The organism is Ensifer sp. R-19 (assembly GCF_049905105.1).
Classification (GTDB): Bacteria; Pseudomonadota; Alphaproteobacteria; order Rhizobiales; family Rhizobiaceae; genus Ensifer.
The window spans coordinates 3,149,385-3,164,696 of sequence record NZ_CP184569.1 but is presented as its reverse complement, the minus strand read 5'-3'; the positions used below and the strand labels follow the sequence as shown (position 1 = coordinate 3,164,696).

Annotated in this window: 17 protein-coding genes; 8 read left to right on the top strand and 9 right to left on the bottom strand. The window is 63.3% G+C overall.

The window, feature by feature from the left end; genetic code table 11:
• Positions 1-45 precede the first annotated feature (45 nt).
• Complete coding sequence (locus tag ACN9MO_RS15390; protein WP_112996771.1) at positions 46-741, top strand: GNAT family N-acetyltransferase; 696 nt, start codon at positions 46-48, stop codon at positions 739-741.
• A gap of 41 nt (positions 742-782) precedes the next feature.
• Positions 783-989 carry a hypothetical protein gene (locus ACN9MO_RS15385; RefSeq protein ID WP_093233560.1) on the top strand — a complete coding sequence of 69 codons (207 nt, stop codon included), beginning with the start codon at positions 783-785 and terminating at the stop codon, positions 987-989.
• Positions 990-1,010: 21 nt separating this feature from the next.
• Here the strand turns inward: ACN9MO_RS15385 and ACN9MO_RS15380 are convergent, their stop codons facing one another.
• From ACN9MO_RS15380 to ACN9MO_RS15370, 3 genes are all read right to left on the bottom strand, one after another.
• Positions 1,011-2,072, bottom strand: a complete 1,062-nt coding sequence (locus ACN9MO_RS15380) for a nickel/cobalt transporter (protein ID WP_112996770.1) — start codon at positions 2,070-2,072, stop codon at positions 1,011-1,013.
• On the bottom strand, positions 2,066-2,710 hold the full coding sequence (locus ACN9MO_RS15375; RefSeq protein ID WP_058325269.1) for a DUF1007 family protein: 645 nt from the start codon (positions 2,708-2,710) through the stop codon (positions 2,066-2,068). Before ACN9MO_RS15375 ends, ACN9MO_RS15380 begins: the two co-directional genes overlap by 7 nt.
• A gap of 126 nt (positions 2,711-2,836) precedes the next feature.
• Positions 2,837-3,730, bottom strand: coding sequence for a LysR family transcriptional regulator (locus ACN9MO_RS15370; protein WP_057254565.1), 894 nt, complete (start codon positions 3,728-3,730; stop codon positions 2,837-2,839).
• A gap of 694 nt (positions 3,731-4,424) precedes the next feature.
• Here ACN9MO_RS15370 and odc2 point away from each other — a divergent pair.
• The 3 genes from odc2 (at position 4,425) to ACN9MO_RS15355 (ending at position 7,067) form a co-directional block, all read left to right on the top strand.
• On the top strand, positions 4,425-5,564 hold the full coding sequence (odc2, locus tag ACN9MO_RS15365; protein WP_218373492.1) for an ornithine/lysine decarboxylase: 1,140 nt from the start codon (positions 4,425-4,427) through the stop codon (positions 5,562-5,564).
• Between the two features lie 88 nt (positions 5,565-5,652).
• Positions 5,653-6,243 (top strand): GNAT family N-acetyltransferase, encoded by a 591-nt coding sequence (locus ACN9MO_RS15360; protein ID WP_112996769.1) that lies wholly within the window; start codon positions 5,653-5,655, stop codon positions 6,241-6,243.
• Between the two features lie 197 nt (positions 6,244-6,440).
• Positions 6,441-7,067, top strand: a complete 627-nt coding sequence (locus ACN9MO_RS15355; RefSeq protein WP_113132251.1) for a LysE family translocator — start codon at positions 6,441-6,443, stop codon at positions 7,065-7,067.
• 21 nt (positions 7,068-7,088) lie between these two features.
• On the opposite strand, the gene ACN9MO_RS15350 is transcribed toward ACN9MO_RS15355, so the two are convergent.
• The 3 genes from ACN9MO_RS15350 to ACN9MO_RS15340 all read right to left on the bottom strand — a co-directional run bounded on the left by ACN9MO_RS15350 (position 7,089) and on the right by ACN9MO_RS15340 (position 8,896).
• Positions 7,089-7,496, bottom strand: coding sequence for a VOC family protein (locus ACN9MO_RS15350; RefSeq protein ID WP_112996767.1), 408 nt, complete (start codon positions 7,494-7,496; stop codon positions 7,089-7,091).
• 144 nt (positions 7,497-7,640) lie between these two features.
• On the bottom strand, positions 7,641-8,219 hold the full coding sequence (locus ACN9MO_RS15345; protein WP_218373491.1) for a hypothetical protein: 579 nt from the start codon (positions 8,217-8,219) through the stop codon (positions 7,641-7,643).
• Positions 8,216-8,896 carry a LysE family translocator gene (locus ACN9MO_RS15340; RefSeq protein WP_113132252.1) on the bottom strand — a complete coding sequence of 227 codons (681 nt, stop codon included), beginning with the start codon at positions 8,894-8,896 and terminating at the stop codon, positions 8,216-8,218. Before ACN9MO_RS15340 ends, ACN9MO_RS15345 begins: the two co-directional genes overlap by 4 nt.
• 279 nt (positions 8,897-9,175) lie before the next feature.
• Here ACN9MO_RS15340 and ACN9MO_RS15335 point away from each other — a divergent pair, with 279 nt between their 5' ends.
• The 3 genes from ACN9MO_RS15335 to ACN9MO_RS15325 all read left to right on the top strand — a co-directional run bounded on the left by ACN9MO_RS15335 (position 9,176) and on the right by ACN9MO_RS15325 (position 12,239).
• Positions 9,176-9,622, top strand: coding sequence for a glyoxalase superfamily protein (locus tag ACN9MO_RS15335; RefSeq protein ID WP_058325263.1), 447 nt, complete (start codon positions 9,176-9,178; stop codon positions 9,620-9,622).
• 305 nt (positions 9,623-9,927) lie between these two features.
• The gene (locus ACN9MO_RS15330; RefSeq protein WP_112996764.1) at positions 9,928-11,055 is read left to right on the top strand and encodes a multicopper oxidase domain-containing protein; all 1,128 of its coding nucleotides are present in this window, start codon (positions 9,928-9,930) and stop codon (positions 11,053-11,055) included.
• On the top strand, positions 11,052-12,239 hold the full coding sequence (locus ACN9MO_RS15325) for a metal transporter (protein WP_058325261.1): 1,188 nt from the start codon (positions 11,052-11,054) through the stop codon (positions 12,237-12,239). Before ACN9MO_RS15330 ends, ACN9MO_RS15325 begins: the two co-directional genes overlap by 4 nt.
• Before the next feature lie 33 nt (positions 12,240-12,272).
• On the opposite strand, the gene cysE is transcribed toward ACN9MO_RS15325, so the two are convergent.
• Genes cysE through ACN9MO_RS15310 form a run of 3 tightly spaced genes read right to left on the bottom strand, consistent with a single transcriptional unit; the run spans position 12,273 to position 15,209 of the window.
• A complete protein-coding gene (gene cysE / locus ACN9MO_RS15320) occupies positions 12,273-13,100 on the bottom strand; it encodes a serine O-acetyltransferase (protein ID WP_112996763.1) in 828 nt (275 codons plus the stop codon).
• A 10-nt stretch (positions 13,101-13,110) separates the two neighbouring features.
• On the bottom strand, positions 13,111-14,100 hold the full coding sequence (locus ACN9MO_RS15315) for a WD40 repeat domain-containing protein (RefSeq protein WP_058325259.1): 990 nt from the start codon (positions 14,098-14,100) through the stop codon (positions 13,111-13,113).
• Positions 14,100-15,209 carry a CobW family GTP-binding protein gene (locus ACN9MO_RS15310; RefSeq protein ID WP_112996762.1) on the bottom strand — a complete coding sequence of 370 codons (1,110 nt, stop codon included), beginning with the start codon at positions 15,207-15,209 and terminating at the stop codon, positions 14,100-14,102. Before ACN9MO_RS15310 ends, ACN9MO_RS15315 begins: the two co-directional genes overlap by 1 nt.
• Between the last annotated feature and the right edge of the window lie 103 nt (positions 15,210-15,312).

Here is a 15,312-nt window from a genome sequence, read left to right as displayed (position 1 = left end):
ACTCTGGCCTATTGCGAAGTGCAAGGGGTAACGGAGGAGCGGCCGATGCGTGATCTCAAGAACTGGAAAGGATGCCCGGCGCCGAAGGGCGTCGCGCTCGAAGGGCGCTTCGTCAAGCTCGAGCCCTATGAGCGTGACCGGCATCTTCAGGACCTCTGGGACGGTCTCGGCGGCATGGCGATCAATCCGCTGCTCAAGTATTTCACGCAGCCGGACTTCAAGGACATTGAAGGATTCGACGCCTGGCTGACGGCGGCGCAGGAGAAATCCGGCTGGGTCACCGAAGTGTTTCGCGACAAGGCGACGGGTATCGTCGTCGGAATGGCTAATTACATGCGCGCCGATCCCGCCAATGGCGTTGTTGAAGTCGGCTCCGTCGCCCATGGCGCCGCCATGGCGCGCTCACCGCTCTCGACCGAAGTCCATTACCTGATGGCGAAACACGTCTTCGAGGATCTCGGCTATCGCCGCTACGAATGGAAATGCCACAGCGAGAACATGGCAAGCCGCAACACGGCGGCGCGCCTCGGCTTTACGTTCGAGGGCATCTTCCGCCAGCACATGATCTCCAAGGGCGAAAACCGCGACACGGCCTGGTTCTCGATGATCGACAGCGAATGGCCGCTGCTCAATGCCGCATTCGAAACCTGGCTCGCAGCTGATAATTTCGATGAGGATGGTCGCCAGAAGCGGCGGCTTGAAGATATACGTGCGGACTTGGAGCGGAAGGCGTCCAAGTAGGCGCCTGACGCTCGGTCGCACCAGACAACAGCAGGGAAGTCATGCAGAACAAGGAAAAGTCACCGGCGATCGCCGCTGCGATCATTCTCGTCGTCGCCGGCCTCGGCTTCTTCGTGCTGCCGTCGATCATGCTGAAGCTTGGCGACATCTCGCCCTGGCTTGCCGCCGCGTTCGGCGTGATCTTCGTACTGGCCTTTTTCCTGCTCTTCTGGCTCCGGGCCCGCTACCAGCGCAAGCGCGGGCTTTGACGATCGCTTCCTGCCAGAGCCTCAGCTCTGCAGGGCTGCGCCGAGAAGCACCAATCCAAGCAAAAGAACCGAGGCTGCACCGGCGATCTCGATGCCATTCGAGATCCGGGCGGCGGCAGAGCCGCTTGAGGCGTAGCGGAGCGCAAAGCCCTTGGCAGTGACGGCCATGGTCGCGAGGATCGAGACGGTGATCGCCGTGCCGATCGACATGGCGAAGACCGACAGCACGCCGCCGAGATAGAGCCCGTTCAGAAGCGCGAAGGAGAGCACGATCAGCGCGCCGGAGCAGGGACGCAGGCCGACGGCGATAACGGCCGACCAGGCTTCCCGGAGCGCGAAACGATCGCCCTTCAGCATCGACGGATCGGGGGCGTGCGCATGCCCGCAGCTCGCGCAGACTTCGCCAGGGCCATGGCTGTGCCCATGGTGACCGCCGTGTTCGTGATGGTCGTGATGATGGTGATCGTGGTGATGATGGTCGTGATCGTGCGCGAGATGGATATGCCCGCCGCCGGCGACTGAGGCCACGGCGACCGGGCGCAGCATCGACCGCAGCTTGCGCAGGAGCAGCCATCCGCCGAAAGCGGCAATGAGCGCGTAGCTGGCGATTTCCAACCACCGCGTCGCCGTGGTCATGTTGATCGACGAACCGCGCAGCAGCAGATAGACGGCGCCGATCAAAAGGATCGCGACGATCCCCTGCAAGATCGAGGAAAGGAACGACAACATTACGCCGCGCTTCAGCTCGGTCTCGTTGGCGATCATGTAGGAGGAGATCACCGCCTTGCCGTGGCCGGGGCCGGCGGCATGAAGGACACCATAGGTGAAGGAGAGCCCGACCAGCGACCAGAGCTGCCAGGGGTTTTCCCGCATGCCCTTCAACGCGTTGGTCATCAACCGGTAGAAGCCCTGCTGCTCCATGTTCACCCAGGCGAAGAAACCGCCGAGGAAGCCGGTCGTCTTGAATGCAGGCTCGGCCGTGCCGATGCCGAGCGGCGACTGGGCCGCCGCAAGCGTTGCGGACAGCGCCGTGACGATGAGCGCTGCCGTGACCAGACGTCCGATCCTGCAGGTGTTCAGCATGTGATCTCTATCCTGGTTGCAAAGAGCTTCGACATGTCCGTGCCGGTCGGATCACTCCAGAAGGCATCGGTCAGCGTGTCCTTGTTCTCGGCGAGGACCTCGTCCGGATCAGGGCGGACGACCTTGTGCTCGCAGGCGTTGATCTTCTCGCCGACGACGGTCAGGTCGTTGTCGGTCGCGAAATCCATCGCCGTATACATGGTCGGATCATAGACGCCGAAGGAAAGCTTGCCCTTGAGCGGCATCGGCTCGGCCGGCTTGACGGCGAACATCATCATGAGCTGCCCGTCCTTGTAGTCGACGGTGATGCTGTCCGGCTTGTTGACCTTGATGGTTTTGCCGTTGTCGAGGATCGTCGTGTAGTAATTGTACTCAGACAGCGACTCCAGCACGGTCTGGCCGACTTCCGCCAGTTCGTCCGGATCAAGCATCGCATTCGAGTTCTTGTCGAAATCGAGCACCACGCTCGACGAAAACAGCTCGTCGAAACGCCAGACGTTTCGCAGTTCGCTGACTTCGGCCTTGTCGTCGGAGACCACCTCGAGCCGCGCTTCCGCGAAGATGTGCGGATGGGCAAGGGCCAGCGACGGCGCAAGCAGGGTGGCAAGGCCGGCCATGATGAGGCGTTTGGTTCTCATGAAACGGCAATCCTTTCGGCGGGGCGATCTCCCGCGATTCGTTTCCGGGAATGTACCGGAAATGGGACGGAATTGGGACTTGGCCGATCACATGCGCCGGCGGCAGCTTCGGTGGTGCAGAGGCGGTCAGCGTGGCTTGCGGAACCAGGCATGCAGGAAATCGACCAGCGTCCTGACCTTGGCCGGCAAATAGCGGCGATGCGGATAGATCGCATAGATGCCGCGGTCGCGCGGCAGGAAATCGTCAAACATCGTCACGAGTTCGCCCGCCGCGATCTTCGGCCGGGCAATGAAATCGGGAATGACCGCGACGCCCATGCCGGAGACGGCGGCCCTCAGAGCGGCAAGCGGACTGTTGACCTCGATCGGGCCGCTGACCGGAACGGTGAAGGCCGAGCCGTCGGGCTCGACGAAGCGCCAGTTGGAATAGGAGCGGCCATTGGTGTCGAGAATGCAGGGGAGCTTGGAAAGATCGGTCGGGTGTTCGATCGGGCCGGATTTCTCAAGAAACTCCGGCGCGGCGCAGATCAGCACCTGGAAATCGTCGAGCTTGCGGGCGATAAGCGTGGAATCCTCCAGTCGCGTAATGCGGATGGCAGCGTCGAAGCCTTCCTCGACGAGATCGACGAAGCGGTCGTCCGAGACGATCTCCAGCGAGAGCTCAGGATGCTGCTTGCCGAAGTCGATGAGCGACTGGCCGATCTCGGCATCGACGAAAGTGCGCGGCGCCGTGATGCGCAGCCGTCCCTTCAGGTCGGAGTTGTTGGCGCGCACGAGATCGGCAAGGTTGTCGATCTCCTTCAGGATTTCCGAGGCGGTGCGGTAGTAGGTATGGCCGGCTTCGGTCAGCGAGAATTGCCGGGTGGTGCGGTTGAGCAGCAGCGCGCCGAGCTCGTCCTCGAGTTCGCGCACATATTTCGAAAGTAGCGCCTTCGACTTGCCGACGCGCCTGGCGGCGGCCGAGAACCCCTCGGCGTCCACGACGTCGATGAAGGCGCGGATGCGGGTGAGTGTGTCCATGGCAATCTTTCTTTCGTGCTCTCAATCGCGTTGCGCCGATTCGATGCGAACGCCTCTTTTCGCGCCGATGATGCCGACGGCAGGTTGTCCGTCGCTTGCGCCTGATGCACCGGTTTCGGCGGATACCGGCGCATGCTGAAAATAATGACCCTTTTCAATAATTTACAGCAGTGATCGATCCGGCGCAGATCGTTCAATGTTTGTGAACACCGCCAGTTTTGCCTGCTTGGAAAAAAATTCAACTGCCAGTGCGAAAAAACTCTTGATTGCGACAGGCTTTTTTCTTACCTACGCCCTTGCCCAAAGTCGCACGTGCCTGTGGGTGTCCGCCGACCCTCGATTAGGTGAGGGTATCGGTAAGGTACCTGGAACTAACCCCTCCAGTCGCTATTCCGGCCAACCGGGAAATGCGAGGACATCTTGAAGCAACGACGGTGCGGGCCTTTCTGGTGTCTGCCGGCTTTCCAACAGCCGGGGTTACTGAAGAGGCACACCTTCATTGCCGGAAGTGCGGTTGGGTTATCCCCTCCAATCCATGGCAGACAAAGCCGAATTGAAGCCTAGGCGGGCTTTGATTCACCGTTCGCGCATCGAGCGCATGCATGGTTCCGGGGTCTCCACCGGCTGGTTCCAGCGCATGTGCGCGTATGCCCTTTGTCCTCCGCGAAAGCGGAGCATTTTGGATCAGGGGAATATGGCCATGACCACGGCACGCATCATCGACTTCATCAACACCCGACGACCCGAAGGCCCATGCCTCGTTGTCGACCTCGACGTCGTGCGCGACAACTTCAAGGCCTTCCGCCACGCGCTGCCCGACAGCTCGATCTATTACGCCGTCAAGGCCAACCCGGCGCCGGAAATCCTGCGCCTTCTCGCCGGTCTCGGCTCCTCGTTCGATTGCGCGTCCGTCGCTGAAATCGAAATGGCGCTCGATGCCGGTGCGACCCCGAGCCGCATTTCTTATGGCAACACCATCAAGAAGGAGCGCGACATTGCCCGCGCCCATGCGCTTGGAATCAACTTGTTTGCGGTCGATAGCCACGAGGAAGTCGAGAAGGTCGCCCGTGCGGCCCCCGGCGCCCGCGTGTTCTGCCGCGTGCTGACCGATGGCGAAGGTGCCGAATGGCCGCTGTCGCGCAAGTTCGGCTGCGTCCCGCAGATGGCCGTCGACGTGCTCGTCTACGCCCATCAGCACGGCCTCGTCTCCTACGGCGTCTCGTTCCATGTCGGTTCGCAGATGACGAAGCTCGATGCCTGGGATGCGGCTCTCTCGGATGCCAAGCGCGTCTTCGTGCAGCTGGCCAAGCGCGGCATCGAGCTGAAGATGGTCAACATGGGTGGGGGCTTCCCGACGAAGTACCTGAAGGACGTCCCGACGGCGGAAGCCTACGGCCAGGCGATCTTCGGTGCGCTGAAGAAGCACTTCGGCAACAACATCCCGGAGACCATCATCGAGCCGGGTCGCGGCATGGTCGGCAACGCCGGCGTGATCAAGGCGGAAGTCGTGCTCGTGTCGAAAAAGTCGGACAACGACGCCCATCGCTGGGTGTTCCTCGACATCGGCAAGTTCGGCGGTCTAGCCGAAACCATGGACGAGGCGATCCGCTACCCGATCCGCACGGCGCGCGATGCCGACGAAATGGAACCTTGCGTTCTCGCCGGCCCGACCTGCGATTCGGCCGACGTGCTCTATGAGAAGAACATGTACCCGCTGCCGATCACGCTTTCGATCGGTGACGAGGTTCTGATCGAGGGCACCGGCGCCTACACGACGACCTACTCGGCCGTCGCTTTCAACGGCTTCGAGCCGCTGAAGGCCTACGTGATCTGATCCGGTTTGCTCCCGTCTTCGGGCGGGAGCGCCATTTCACAATTTTTGTTCGGTCCGCCTGAAGCGGTTTTGATGACGGGAGGCCCCGATGGCCGCTGTTGTTGACGCCCTGCGCGCATTCTTTGCGCCCACTACATTTGTAATCGATGCCGAAAATCCGGGCGACGTCGTCGCGCGCGAGAACCTGCTCGACCGTGCCATGGGGCCGGAGCGGCGCCGCAAGTCGTCGGAAAAGCTGCGCAGTGGCCGGCTGCCGGCCGAGGGCCTCGCCTTCGTCGCGCGTGATATCGACGGTCATGTGATCGGCACGGTGCGTCTCTGGAACGTCGAAGCCGGTGTCAACCGCGAAGACCATGCCCTGCCGGCATTGCTGCTCGGTCCGCTCGCGGTCGATCCTGATCATGAGGGCAAGGGCATCGGCGGCATGCTGATGCGGGCGGCGATCGAAGAGGCCAAGAACCGCGGCCATGGCGCGATCCTGCTCGTGGGCGACGCCGCCTATTACGAGCGCTTCGGCTTCTTCGCGGGCCGCACGCAGCACCTCGTCATGCCCGGCCCGTTTGAGCGCAACCGGTTCCTGGCGCTCGAGCTTCGGGACAACTGGCTTGAGGGCGCTGCCGGCCTGATCGTCGCCAGCGGCCGTAAGCTGACGATGCCGCCGGTCCGCCGCGCGGCTTGATACCCCTTTCCGCCTCCAACCCTGCGGAGGCGGATTTTTCGCTGCTCCCTCGCTGGTCCGATGCGACCGGTGAGGGGGCAGACGCCCATGGGCCGGGCGCTCTCTCCCGATGATTTCGTGATCTTCCTTGACAACGCGGCGTCGCTGACCTGTCCTTGCGGACAAGGCCTCGTTGCAAGTGCATGGAAATCTCCCGCATGGATCCGTTCATTCTCGGGGCAGCGACCCTGCTGCCCTTTCTGCTGACATCCTTCATCATCGAACTGACGCCCGGGCCGAACATGGCCTACCTCGCCATGGTTGCGGCCTCGGAGGGGCGTCGGCCCGGCATGGCGACCGTTGCCGGCGTCGCGCTCGGCCCGGCACTCGTGGGCTTCGCCGCCTCCTTCGGGGTTGCCGAGTTCGTCGGTCAGTCGGACATGCTCTACGGCGCACTTCGCTGGGCAGGGGTCGGCTTCCTGCTCTATCTTGCCTTCGACGCCTGGAACGGCAACGGCGAGGAGGCCGGTCCGAGCGGCAAGCCGGTATCCTTCTATTTTCGACGTGGCTTGATCACCAATCTGCTCAATCCGAAAGCGGCCCTGTTCTTCGTAACCGTCCTGCCGACCTTCGTTGACGACGCCCGGCCGCTGTTGCCGCAGAACCTGACGCTTGCTGCGATCTATGTGGGCGTCGCGACTGCGGTGCATGCCGCGATCGTGCTTCTGGCAGGGGCTTTGGAGCCGGTCCTCAACTCACCGTCCCGCGAACGACTGGTGCGACGTGTGCTCGCACTGATGCTCGCGGCCGTGGCGATCTGGTTCGGCTGGTCGACGCGACGCTAGGGGTGCCCGGCAAAGGACCGACTAGGCGGCATCTTTCTCCGTGCGGGCGTCGTAGCAGACGAAGGCAAGCTTGTTGCCGTCCGGGTCGCGCACATAGGCCGCGTAGAAGCCGTCTCCGTATTGCGGGCGGAAGCCCGGTTTTCCCTCTTCGCCGCCGCCTCGCTCCATTGCGGTTTCGAACAGGCGGTCGATGAGGTTGGCGCTTTCCACCAGGAAGGCCGTCATGGCGCCGTTGCCGACCGAGGCGGGACGCGTGTCGAAGGGGTAGCAGGCGAAGAAGCGCGGCGCCTTGTCGTCGTCCTTTCGGCCCCACGAGGACACCTGCTCGTCGCAATAGCAGCGTTCCTGGCCGATCAGCGTCATCAGCGGATCATAGAAACGCTCTGCACGTTTCAGGTCCGACGTCCCGACCATGGTGTAGCCGATCATGCCTGTCTCCTCGCCTTGCCCGTCTCGGTGGCAAGTCGTCTCACACCTGCTCCAGGCACGCAACAGTGGCAATCGGGATTAGAAGGAGCCACCGATACGCGCAACGATGGTGTTCGCGCTGTGTTGCCGTGGATCGCATGTGCCTCAAGACGAGAAGCGGATGGTGTCCTCGGCGCCGTCCGCCTTTTTGTGCGTTACTGCCCCCTTGAGAAAGGCGCGGCCGCGTTCGGACAGGCGATAGCCGACGGCAAGGCTTTCCGTGAGGCCGAGTTCCTTCAGTTTTCGGATGCGCGTCTTGAGTTTCAGTTTTTCCATGCCGATGGTGGCGCTCAATTCCGTGGCGGTGGTTCCGTCGCAGGCAGCGATCAGCGTGAGCACCGGTATCGTCCAGGCCATGCCCGCGCTGCGGTCGAAGTCATCGAGCTTGCGGCCGATCTCTGCCCGTTCTTCGCTGCCGAAGTCGGACATTTCCCGCAGCGTGATGCGCAGATCGTCGCCGGCTCGGTGGAAGGCGATGCGGTAGCAGCGACCATCGCGGCGAGCGGCAAGCTGTTTCAAGAGAGCGCCGAGGTCGGCAAAGCCGGCCTTGCGCGCGTCGCCGTCGGTGATTGCGCCTTCCTCGATCTCGTCGACGGCATCGATGGCGAGAACGCCGACTGCGGTGCGCAGCGTACCACCGGCCCTGACCGTTGGCTTCGTCCAGCGTCGGAAGGCCAAGGTCACGTCGCCACTCGCGATGGCTGCGAGCACGTGCTGACGAAGCAGCAGGCGGTGGCGCGGCGATAGAGGGCGAGCGAGCCGGCGAGCGCCAGTAGCGCGCCGCCACAGAGTCTATCGAGCCAGACGGCGCCGGAGTGCTTGAGGAAGGCCGCGGCCTGTGCACCGAGCAGCGCGTAACCGAACATTACGGCAAGATCGACCGAGGCGAAGACGAATGCCAGGATGGCATATTGTGGTGCTTGCGGCGCGGCGGCGTCGATGAACTGCGGCAGGAAGGCGGTGAAGAACAGGTAGCCCTTCGGGTTGGTGACGGCGACGAGGAAGCTCTTGAGGAAGATGGCGACAGCGGAAACGGGATGACCGGAGCCGCTTGCCTCGGTTGCGACCTGGATCGTCCCTTTCGACCGCAACAGCATGATACCGAGAAAGTCGAGGTAGGCGGCGCCCAGCCATTTGACGACGGTAAACCAGAATTCGGAGGCGGCGAGCAGGGCGCCGAGACCGAGTGCGACGGCGCCGATCAGCACGAAATCCGAGAGCATGGCGCCGAGCATACCGGCCGTGGCGCGCTTCACGCCATAGCGCGAGCCGTTGGTGAGCGCGAGCAGGACCGTCGGGCCTGGCGTCGCGATGCCGATGAAGGCAACCAGCGCGAATGCGAGTATCGTCATGTCGGTCATGGGGTCCTCCCTGCGTCTCCCGCGCCGTAGTCGTCCCACAGCTTTTGCGCGTGCGCAATCGTCTTTTGCGCCTGCACGATCGCCGCTCTTCCAGGCGAGGTTTGACAGCCGAGACGGCATCCCCTATGGAAACGGCAGGGTGAAGGTCCCTGCCGTCCGCGAGCGTCATGCTTTGGTGAAGTCCTTCTTCGAGACACGGTCAGCCGAAACGGCATGCGAACCGGTGGCAATGCGGGCTCCCATCTCCAAGGAATGCATGCCGCTGCAGGAGACCCTCTCATGACGCGCGGAACAACCACGCTTCCCTCACTCGATGCCCTAAAAGATCAGGCCAGGCGCTTGCGTACCCGCCTTGCTGCCGAAGGCGAAACCATCGGCCATTCCCGTTCGCTTGAATTGATCGCCGCCCAATACGGCTTTCGCGACTGGAACACGCTGCACGCTGCCGTCGGCAACCGGCCGCCCTTCAATCCCTGGATGCTGGGCTCGCGGGTGAAGGGGCGCTATCTCGGCCAGGCTTTCGAAGGCGAAATCCTGTCGGTGCAGGCGCTGACGGCGCAGCCGGGGCGCTATCGCCTGACGATGAAATTCGACGAACCGGTCGACGTCGTCACCTTCGAGAGCTTCTCGGCCTTCCGTCAACGGGTCACTGCGACGGTGGATGAGACGGGTCGGACGATCGAAAAGACCTCGAACGGGCTTCCGCAACTCGAACTCGATTGGTGAGACTGGCGCTCGTCGGGCTTTGCCACGCGGATGAGCCCGCTTCCGGTCCGTGCAACGGCTTCCGATCAACGTCCCCGAAGCGCGTGCTTCCGGGGACGTTTTCGTTTCAGGGCCGATCGCAGGTGCGGCCTTGGCCGAGTTGTCCCGTGGGCCGGAAGATCGCTCGATTTGCAAGTTAATTGCGAATGAGTTGCATTTGCATTATTGATGTAGCTGCAAATGATTTGCAAAAGCATGTGGCGCATTGCTGACCTATGCCGATCGCAGCGTGGCGCGCGGGTTATCCAATCGAGAGAGGGCCGAAAATGGACAAGCCGACAAGACCAGACCTGCTCCGAAGGCGGAGCCTTCTGATGGGCGGGCTGGCGGCGGCGGGCGGGACCGCGATCTGCACCAGCGCCACCTTGGGCCAAGAGCAGGCGAGCCATGCCGGTCATGCTGCGCCGGCGGGGGCCACCACCCAGGACCCGATGCCCGCCATGGGGCATGGGGCGATGATGACAGTCGGCGATGTTGACAGCGCAGCCAACGGCTTCGATCCGACCGACATGCTGACCGATTGGGAGACCGGGACCGTTTCAACGCTACCGGACGGGCGGACGCTACGCACCTTCGAGATGAGGGCGGAGGATCGCGAGATCGAGATCGCTCCCGGCATCAAGTTTCCCGCCTGGACCTATAACGGCCGTGTCCCCGGGCCGGCGCTGCGGGCGAAGGAGGGTGAGCGGCTGAGAATCGTCTTTCGCAACTATGCGTCTCATCCGCACTCGATCCATTTCCACGGCATCCATGCCGCACGCATGGATGGCGTGCCGGGTGCGGGCATGGTCGATCCGGGCGATGAGTTCATTTACGAGTTCGACGCCAAGCCGTTTGGCTGCCATCTCTATCATTGCCATGCGATGCCGCTGCGCCGGCATATTCACAAGGGCATGTACGGCGCCTTCGTCATCGACCCGGATCCGGAGCGCCGGCCGGAACATGTGGACGTCGCCCGCTCCCGACTGCTCGGCACGCCGGAGAATGCCGGCTGGCAGGAACTGGTGATGGTGATGAACGCCTTCGACACCAATTTCGATGCGGAAAACGAGTTCTACGCGGTCAACACCGTCGCTCACGCCTTCATGAAGCGGCCGATCCGGATCGTGAAGGGCAAACCGGTGCGCATCTATCTGGTCAACGTCATCGAGTTCGACCCAATCAACTCGTTCCACCTGCACGCCAATTTCTTCGACTATTACGATCAGGGCACGACGCTGACGCCGACATTGAAAACCGTCGATCTCATCACCCAGTGCCAGGCACAGCGCGGCATTCTCGAATTCACCTTCGCCGAGCATGAGCCCGGTCTTTACATGTTCCACCCGCATCAGACCGAGTTTACCGAGCTCGGCTGGGTCGGCATGTTCGACGTGGTGGAGGCGCTGGCATGAACGAGACCCTGCCGAGAGCTGCTATCCGCGCGGCAAAGACCAACCTGGTGTGGCTGGCGCTGCCTCTCATCGCCTTTGCCATTGCCGTTGCCTGGATTCTATCGGCCGATCCGTTGTCAGGATTCCGCAATGGCGCGCCGCCTATCGAAAACCTGACCTTCGAAAGGACCGTGCTCGACGATAGCGGCCTTCGCCTCCTTGTTCGCGCCGGTGGATCCGAACCGATGACAGTGGCGCAGGTTCAGGTGGATGACGCCTATTGGCAGTTCACCCAGGATCCGTCGGGGCCGATCGCGCGGGGCAGGGCAGCATGGCTGAACCTGCCATTCCCATGGATGCTGGGCGAGGCGCATGCTGTGAAGGTGGTGACCAACACCGGGGCCACGTTTGTGCACGACATTGCCGTCGCCGTGCCAACGCCGCAGGCAACGACAGGCCAACTGCGACTGCAGGCGCTGGTCGGCATTATCGTCGGCATCGTGCCGGTGGCCGTCGGCCTGATGTTCTATCCGGTGCTGCGTGGCGTCGGCCGCGACGGCATGGCGTTCCTGCTGTCACTGACGATCGGCCTGCTCGGCTTCCTGCTTGTCGATGCGAGTGCAGAAGCGCTCGAACTTGCCGGCGAGGCGGCCGCGATCTTCCAAGGGCCGGTCATGGTGGTGCTGGCGGGCTTGGGCAGCTTCCTCCTGCTGATAGCGATCGGGCGGCGAAGCGGTGCGCCGGCCGGGCTTGCGCTTTCCACTTACATCGCGCTCGGGATCGGCCTGCACAATCTCGGCGAGGGGCTGGCGATCGGTGCCGCCTTTGCGGCGGGGTCGGCTGGGCTCGGTACCTTCCTGGTGCTGGGCTTTGCGCTCCACAACGTCACCGAGGGCATCGGCATTGCCGCTCCGATCCTGAAAAAGAGGCCGTCCATCTGGACGTTCATCGGGCTGACGCTGCTTGCCGGCGGTCCGGCGGTGATCGGCATGTGGCTCGGAAGCCTTGCAACCTCGGCGCAGTGGTCGGCGTTGGCGCTTGCGGTTGGTGCAGGGGCGATCTTGCAGGTGATCATCGAAGTCGGCGCCTATCTGATGCGGCAAAGCGAGCGCGGGCGCGACGTGTTCCTGACGCCGCCTGTTCTGGCCGGTCTCGCGACCGGCGCCGCCTTCATGTTTGTCACCGCCGCGCTGGTGAAGATCTGAAGCGGGAGCGGGTCTGACGCGGGCCGAGATGGATCAGACGATCGTCTGGTCCATCTCGGCCGCCGGCACCTCGTCGACACGGTGAATGCGCACCACCATTGCCGGCACGCCCGCGACCGTGGTGCGCGGCGGCACGGACTTCAGGACGACGCTGCCGGCCGCGACCTTGCTGTAGGCTCCGACCTCGATATTGCCGAGGATCTTGGCGCCGGCGCCGATCATGACGCCTTGGCGTATTTTTGGATGCCGATCGCCGGTTTCCTTACCGGTGCCGCCGAGCGTGACGTTCTGAAGGATCGAAACCTGGTCTTCGATCACGGAGGTCTCGCCGATGACGATGCCGGATCCATGGTCGAGCATCACCGCCTTGCCGATTGCTGCGGCCGGGTGGATATCGGGACCGAAGACAAGCGAGGCGAGGTTCGAGAGCCAGTTGGCGACTTGCCTGCGGCCATCGATCCAGAGCCGGTGAGCCGCGCGATAGGTCTGCAGCGCCTGGAAGCCCTTGAGATTGAGGAGGACATGCAAGAGGCCCGGGCAGGCGGGGTCACGCTCCATCACCGCCTGGAGGTCCGCCTCGGCAGCGCGCAGAGCTGCTGCATCGGCGTCGAAGACGTCCGAAAGCAGCTGCGCCAGCGACCGTTCGTCGACACGGGCGACGGAAAGATGGGAAGCGAGAACACCTGCGAGCACCGCCGCATCCGACCGCGCCTCGGTGATCAGCCGCAGGGTTTGCTCCATGACCGGCTCGCGCATGGCGAGCGCCCGGGCTTCCGCACGGATGCGGTTCCAGACTTCGCCGTCCGCCAGAGGCACAACGGCCGAGCCAGCATAGAGTGGAGCTTCTGCGCCTGCGGTCATTGTTCGCCTGCTATCCCGCGATATCGACGACACCGCAGTCACCCTCGGCCGAGCCGAAGACGAGCTGCCGGCCGTCCTTGTTCCAGGCCATGGCGGTGATGGCGCCCTTGCCGGGGCGGCGCAGCAGCACTTCCTTGCTGTCGGCAAAGCGCGCGCCGAGGATCATGCCGTCCTGATAGCCGATCGCGACGATGTCTTCGGCCGGATGGCAGCAGACCGAGGTCACCATGATGTCGGCGCGGGTGCCGAGTTCCAGCGGCGCCTTGCCCATCGGGCCGTCCTTGCCCTGGAAGGGCCAGACGATCGCGGCCGGGGCGCCCGAGGAGGCGAGCCATTTGCCCTTGGCTGACCAGGAGACCGACTTCACCTTGGCGGGATAGCCGGTCATGCGCATGTGGCGGGCTTCGGCGCCGGGCTTGGCGTCGAGTTTCCAGCCGTGCAGCGCGTTTTCCTGCATTGTCGTCACCAGGAAGCGGCCGTCCGGCGAGAAGGTGACGCCGGTGTGGGCACCTTTCCACTCGAGATCGATCGGCTGGCCGGAGGTGCCGACCCAATGCAGCGACACGCCATTGTAGCGGGCAGCGGCGATGCGCAAACCCTTCGGCGCGAAGGCGAGGCCCTCGACGGTGCGTTCCTCGGTAAATTCCTTCGTCGTGCCCTCCGCAAGACGCACATGCGTAGTCTTGCCATAGGCATAGGCGACGGCGCCTTGCGGGCCTGTCGCAACTTGCGCGATCCACTTGCGTGGCGCTTCGGTGACCAGCGAGGTGGTGCCGTCGGCGGCCGTACGCATGACCTTGCCGTCCTCGCCGCCGGTCAGCAGCGTGTCGTTGGCGTCGTCCACCACGAGCGACAGCAGGCCCTCATGGACCTCCGTCGTCTTGTGGCCGAGGTCGAGGCGATGGATCGCACCGGTGGCTTCGGCGAAGAAGGGGACGCCTTTGAGAAAGGCCACGCCGACGACGTGACCTTCGAGATCGAGGGGAGCGACAGTCGGCATCAGTTCGGCTGCGCCTCGCAGGCTTTGAAGGTGCGCTCGAGCTTTTCACGATCGAGGTCACGGCCGATGAAGACGAGGCGGCTTTCGCGCTTTTCGCCTTCCTTCCACGCACGCTGGTGATCGCCCTCGATGATCATGTGCACGCCTTGAACGACGTAACGCTCGGCATCGCCAGCAAAGGCGATGATGCCCTTCAGGCGCAGGATGTTCGGGCCGTCCGTCTGGGTGATCTTCTGGATCCAGGGGAAGAAGCGATCGGGGTTCATCTCGCCGCCGCGCAGCGAGATCGACTGCACCGTCACGTCGTGGATCGGCGAGGGGGCATCGTGGTGATGATGATGGTCGTGATCGTGGTCATGATCATGATCATGATGGTCGTGATCATGGTGGTGATGGTGATGATCGTGGCCGCAATCCGGACCGCAGGTGTGATCGTGTTCGTGATCGTCCTGGTCGAGGAAGTGCGGATCGTTTTCTAGCGCCCTTTCCAGGTTGAAGGCGCCCTGATCGAGGACCTTGGCAAGATCGATGTCGGAGCGCTGGGTGCGGTAGATGCGGGCCGACGGATTGATGACGCGCACGGTCGCTTCGATGCGCTCCAGTTCCTCAGGTGTGACCAGGTCGGTCTTGTTGAGCAGCACGACGTCGGCAAAGGCGATCTGGTCTTCGGCCTCGCGGCTGTCCTTCAGCCGCAGCGGCAGGTGCTTGGCATCGACAAGTGCGACGACCGCGTCGAGCTCGGTCTTGGCGCGCACGTCATCGTCCATGAAGAAGGTCTGGGCGACCGGCACCGGATCGGCAAGGCCGGTCGTCTCGACGATGATCGCGTCGAAGCGGCCGGGGCGGCGCATCAGGCCCTCGACCACGCGGATCAGGTCGCCGCGCACGGTGCAGCAGACGCAGCCGTTGTTCATCTCGTAGATTTCCTCGTCGGATTCCACGATCAGGTCGTTGTCGATGCCGATCTCGCCGAACTCGTTGACGATGACCGCGTATTTGCGACCATGGTTCTCGCTGAGGATGCGGTTCAAAAGCGTCGTCTTGCCGGCGCCGAGATAGCCGGTGAGCACAGTGACGGGGATCGGCTTCTGCGGGGATGTTTCGGTCATGGGAACCTCTAGGATTTCCGGATGCGGCGGGCAGGCATCCAAGTCGGGTTTCATATAGGAGATGCGGCGGCGATGCGCAAATGGCGCGGGCGATTTTGGCGGG

Coding starts and splice junctions, on each gene's coding strand:
- ACN9MO_RS15390 (WP_112996771.1), top strand. CDS start 46: ATGCGTGATCTCAAGAACTGGAAAGGATGCCCGGCGCCGAAGGGCGTC.
- ACN9MO_RS15385 (WP_093233560.1), top strand. CDS start 783: ATGCAGAACAAGGAAAAGTCACCGGCGATCGCCGCTGCGATCATTCTC.
- ACN9MO_RS15380 (WP_112996770.1), bottom strand. CDS start 2,072: ATGCTGAACACCTGCAGGATCGGACGTCTGGTCACGGCAGCGCTCATC.
- ACN9MO_RS15375 (WP_058325269.1), bottom strand. CDS start 2,710: ATGAGAACCAAACGCCTCATCATGGCCGGCCTTGCCACCCTGCTTGCG.
- ACN9MO_RS15370 (WP_057254565.1), bottom strand. CDS start 3,730: ATGGACACACTCACCCGCATCCGCGCCTTCATCGACGTCGTGGACGCC.
- odc2 (WP_218373492.1), top strand. CDS start 4,425: ATGGCCATGACCACGGCACGCATCATCGACTTCATCAACACCCGACGA.
- ACN9MO_RS15360 (WP_112996769.1), top strand. CDS start 5,653: ATGGCCGCTGTTGTTGACGCCCTGCGCGCATTCTTTGCGCCCACTACA.
- ACN9MO_RS15355 (WP_113132251.1), top strand. CDS start 6,441: ATGGATCCGTTCATTCTCGGGGCAGCGACCCTGCTGCCCTTTCTGCTG.
- ACN9MO_RS15350 (WP_112996767.1), bottom strand. CDS start 7,496: ATGATCGGCTACACCATGGTCGGGACGTCGGACCTGAAACGTGCAGAG.
- ACN9MO_RS15340 (WP_113132252.1), bottom strand. CDS start 8,896: ATGACCGACATGACGATACTCGCATTCGCGCTGGTTGCCTTCATCGGC.
- ACN9MO_RS15335 (WP_058325263.1), top strand. CDS start 9,176: ATGACGCGCGGAACAACCACGCTTCCCTCACTCGATGCCCTAAAAGAT.
- ACN9MO_RS15330 (WP_112996764.1), top strand. CDS start 9,928: ATGGACAAGCCGACAAGACCAGACCTGCTCCGAAGGCGGAGCCTTCTG.
- ACN9MO_RS15325 (WP_058325261.1), top strand. CDS start 11,052: ATGAACGAGACCCTGCCGAGAGCTGCTATCCGCGCGGCAAAGACCAAC.
- cysE (WP_112996763.1), bottom strand. CDS start 13,100: ATGACCGCAGGCGCAGAAGCTCCACTCTATGCTGGCTCGGCCGTTGTG.
- ACN9MO_RS15315 (WP_058325259.1), bottom strand. CDS start 14,100: ATGCCGACTGTCGCTCCCCTCGATCTCGAAGGTCACGTCGTCGGCGTG.
- ACN9MO_RS15310 (WP_112996762.1), bottom strand. CDS start 15,209: ATGACCGAAACATCCCCGCAGAAGCCGATCCCCGTCACTGTGCTCACC.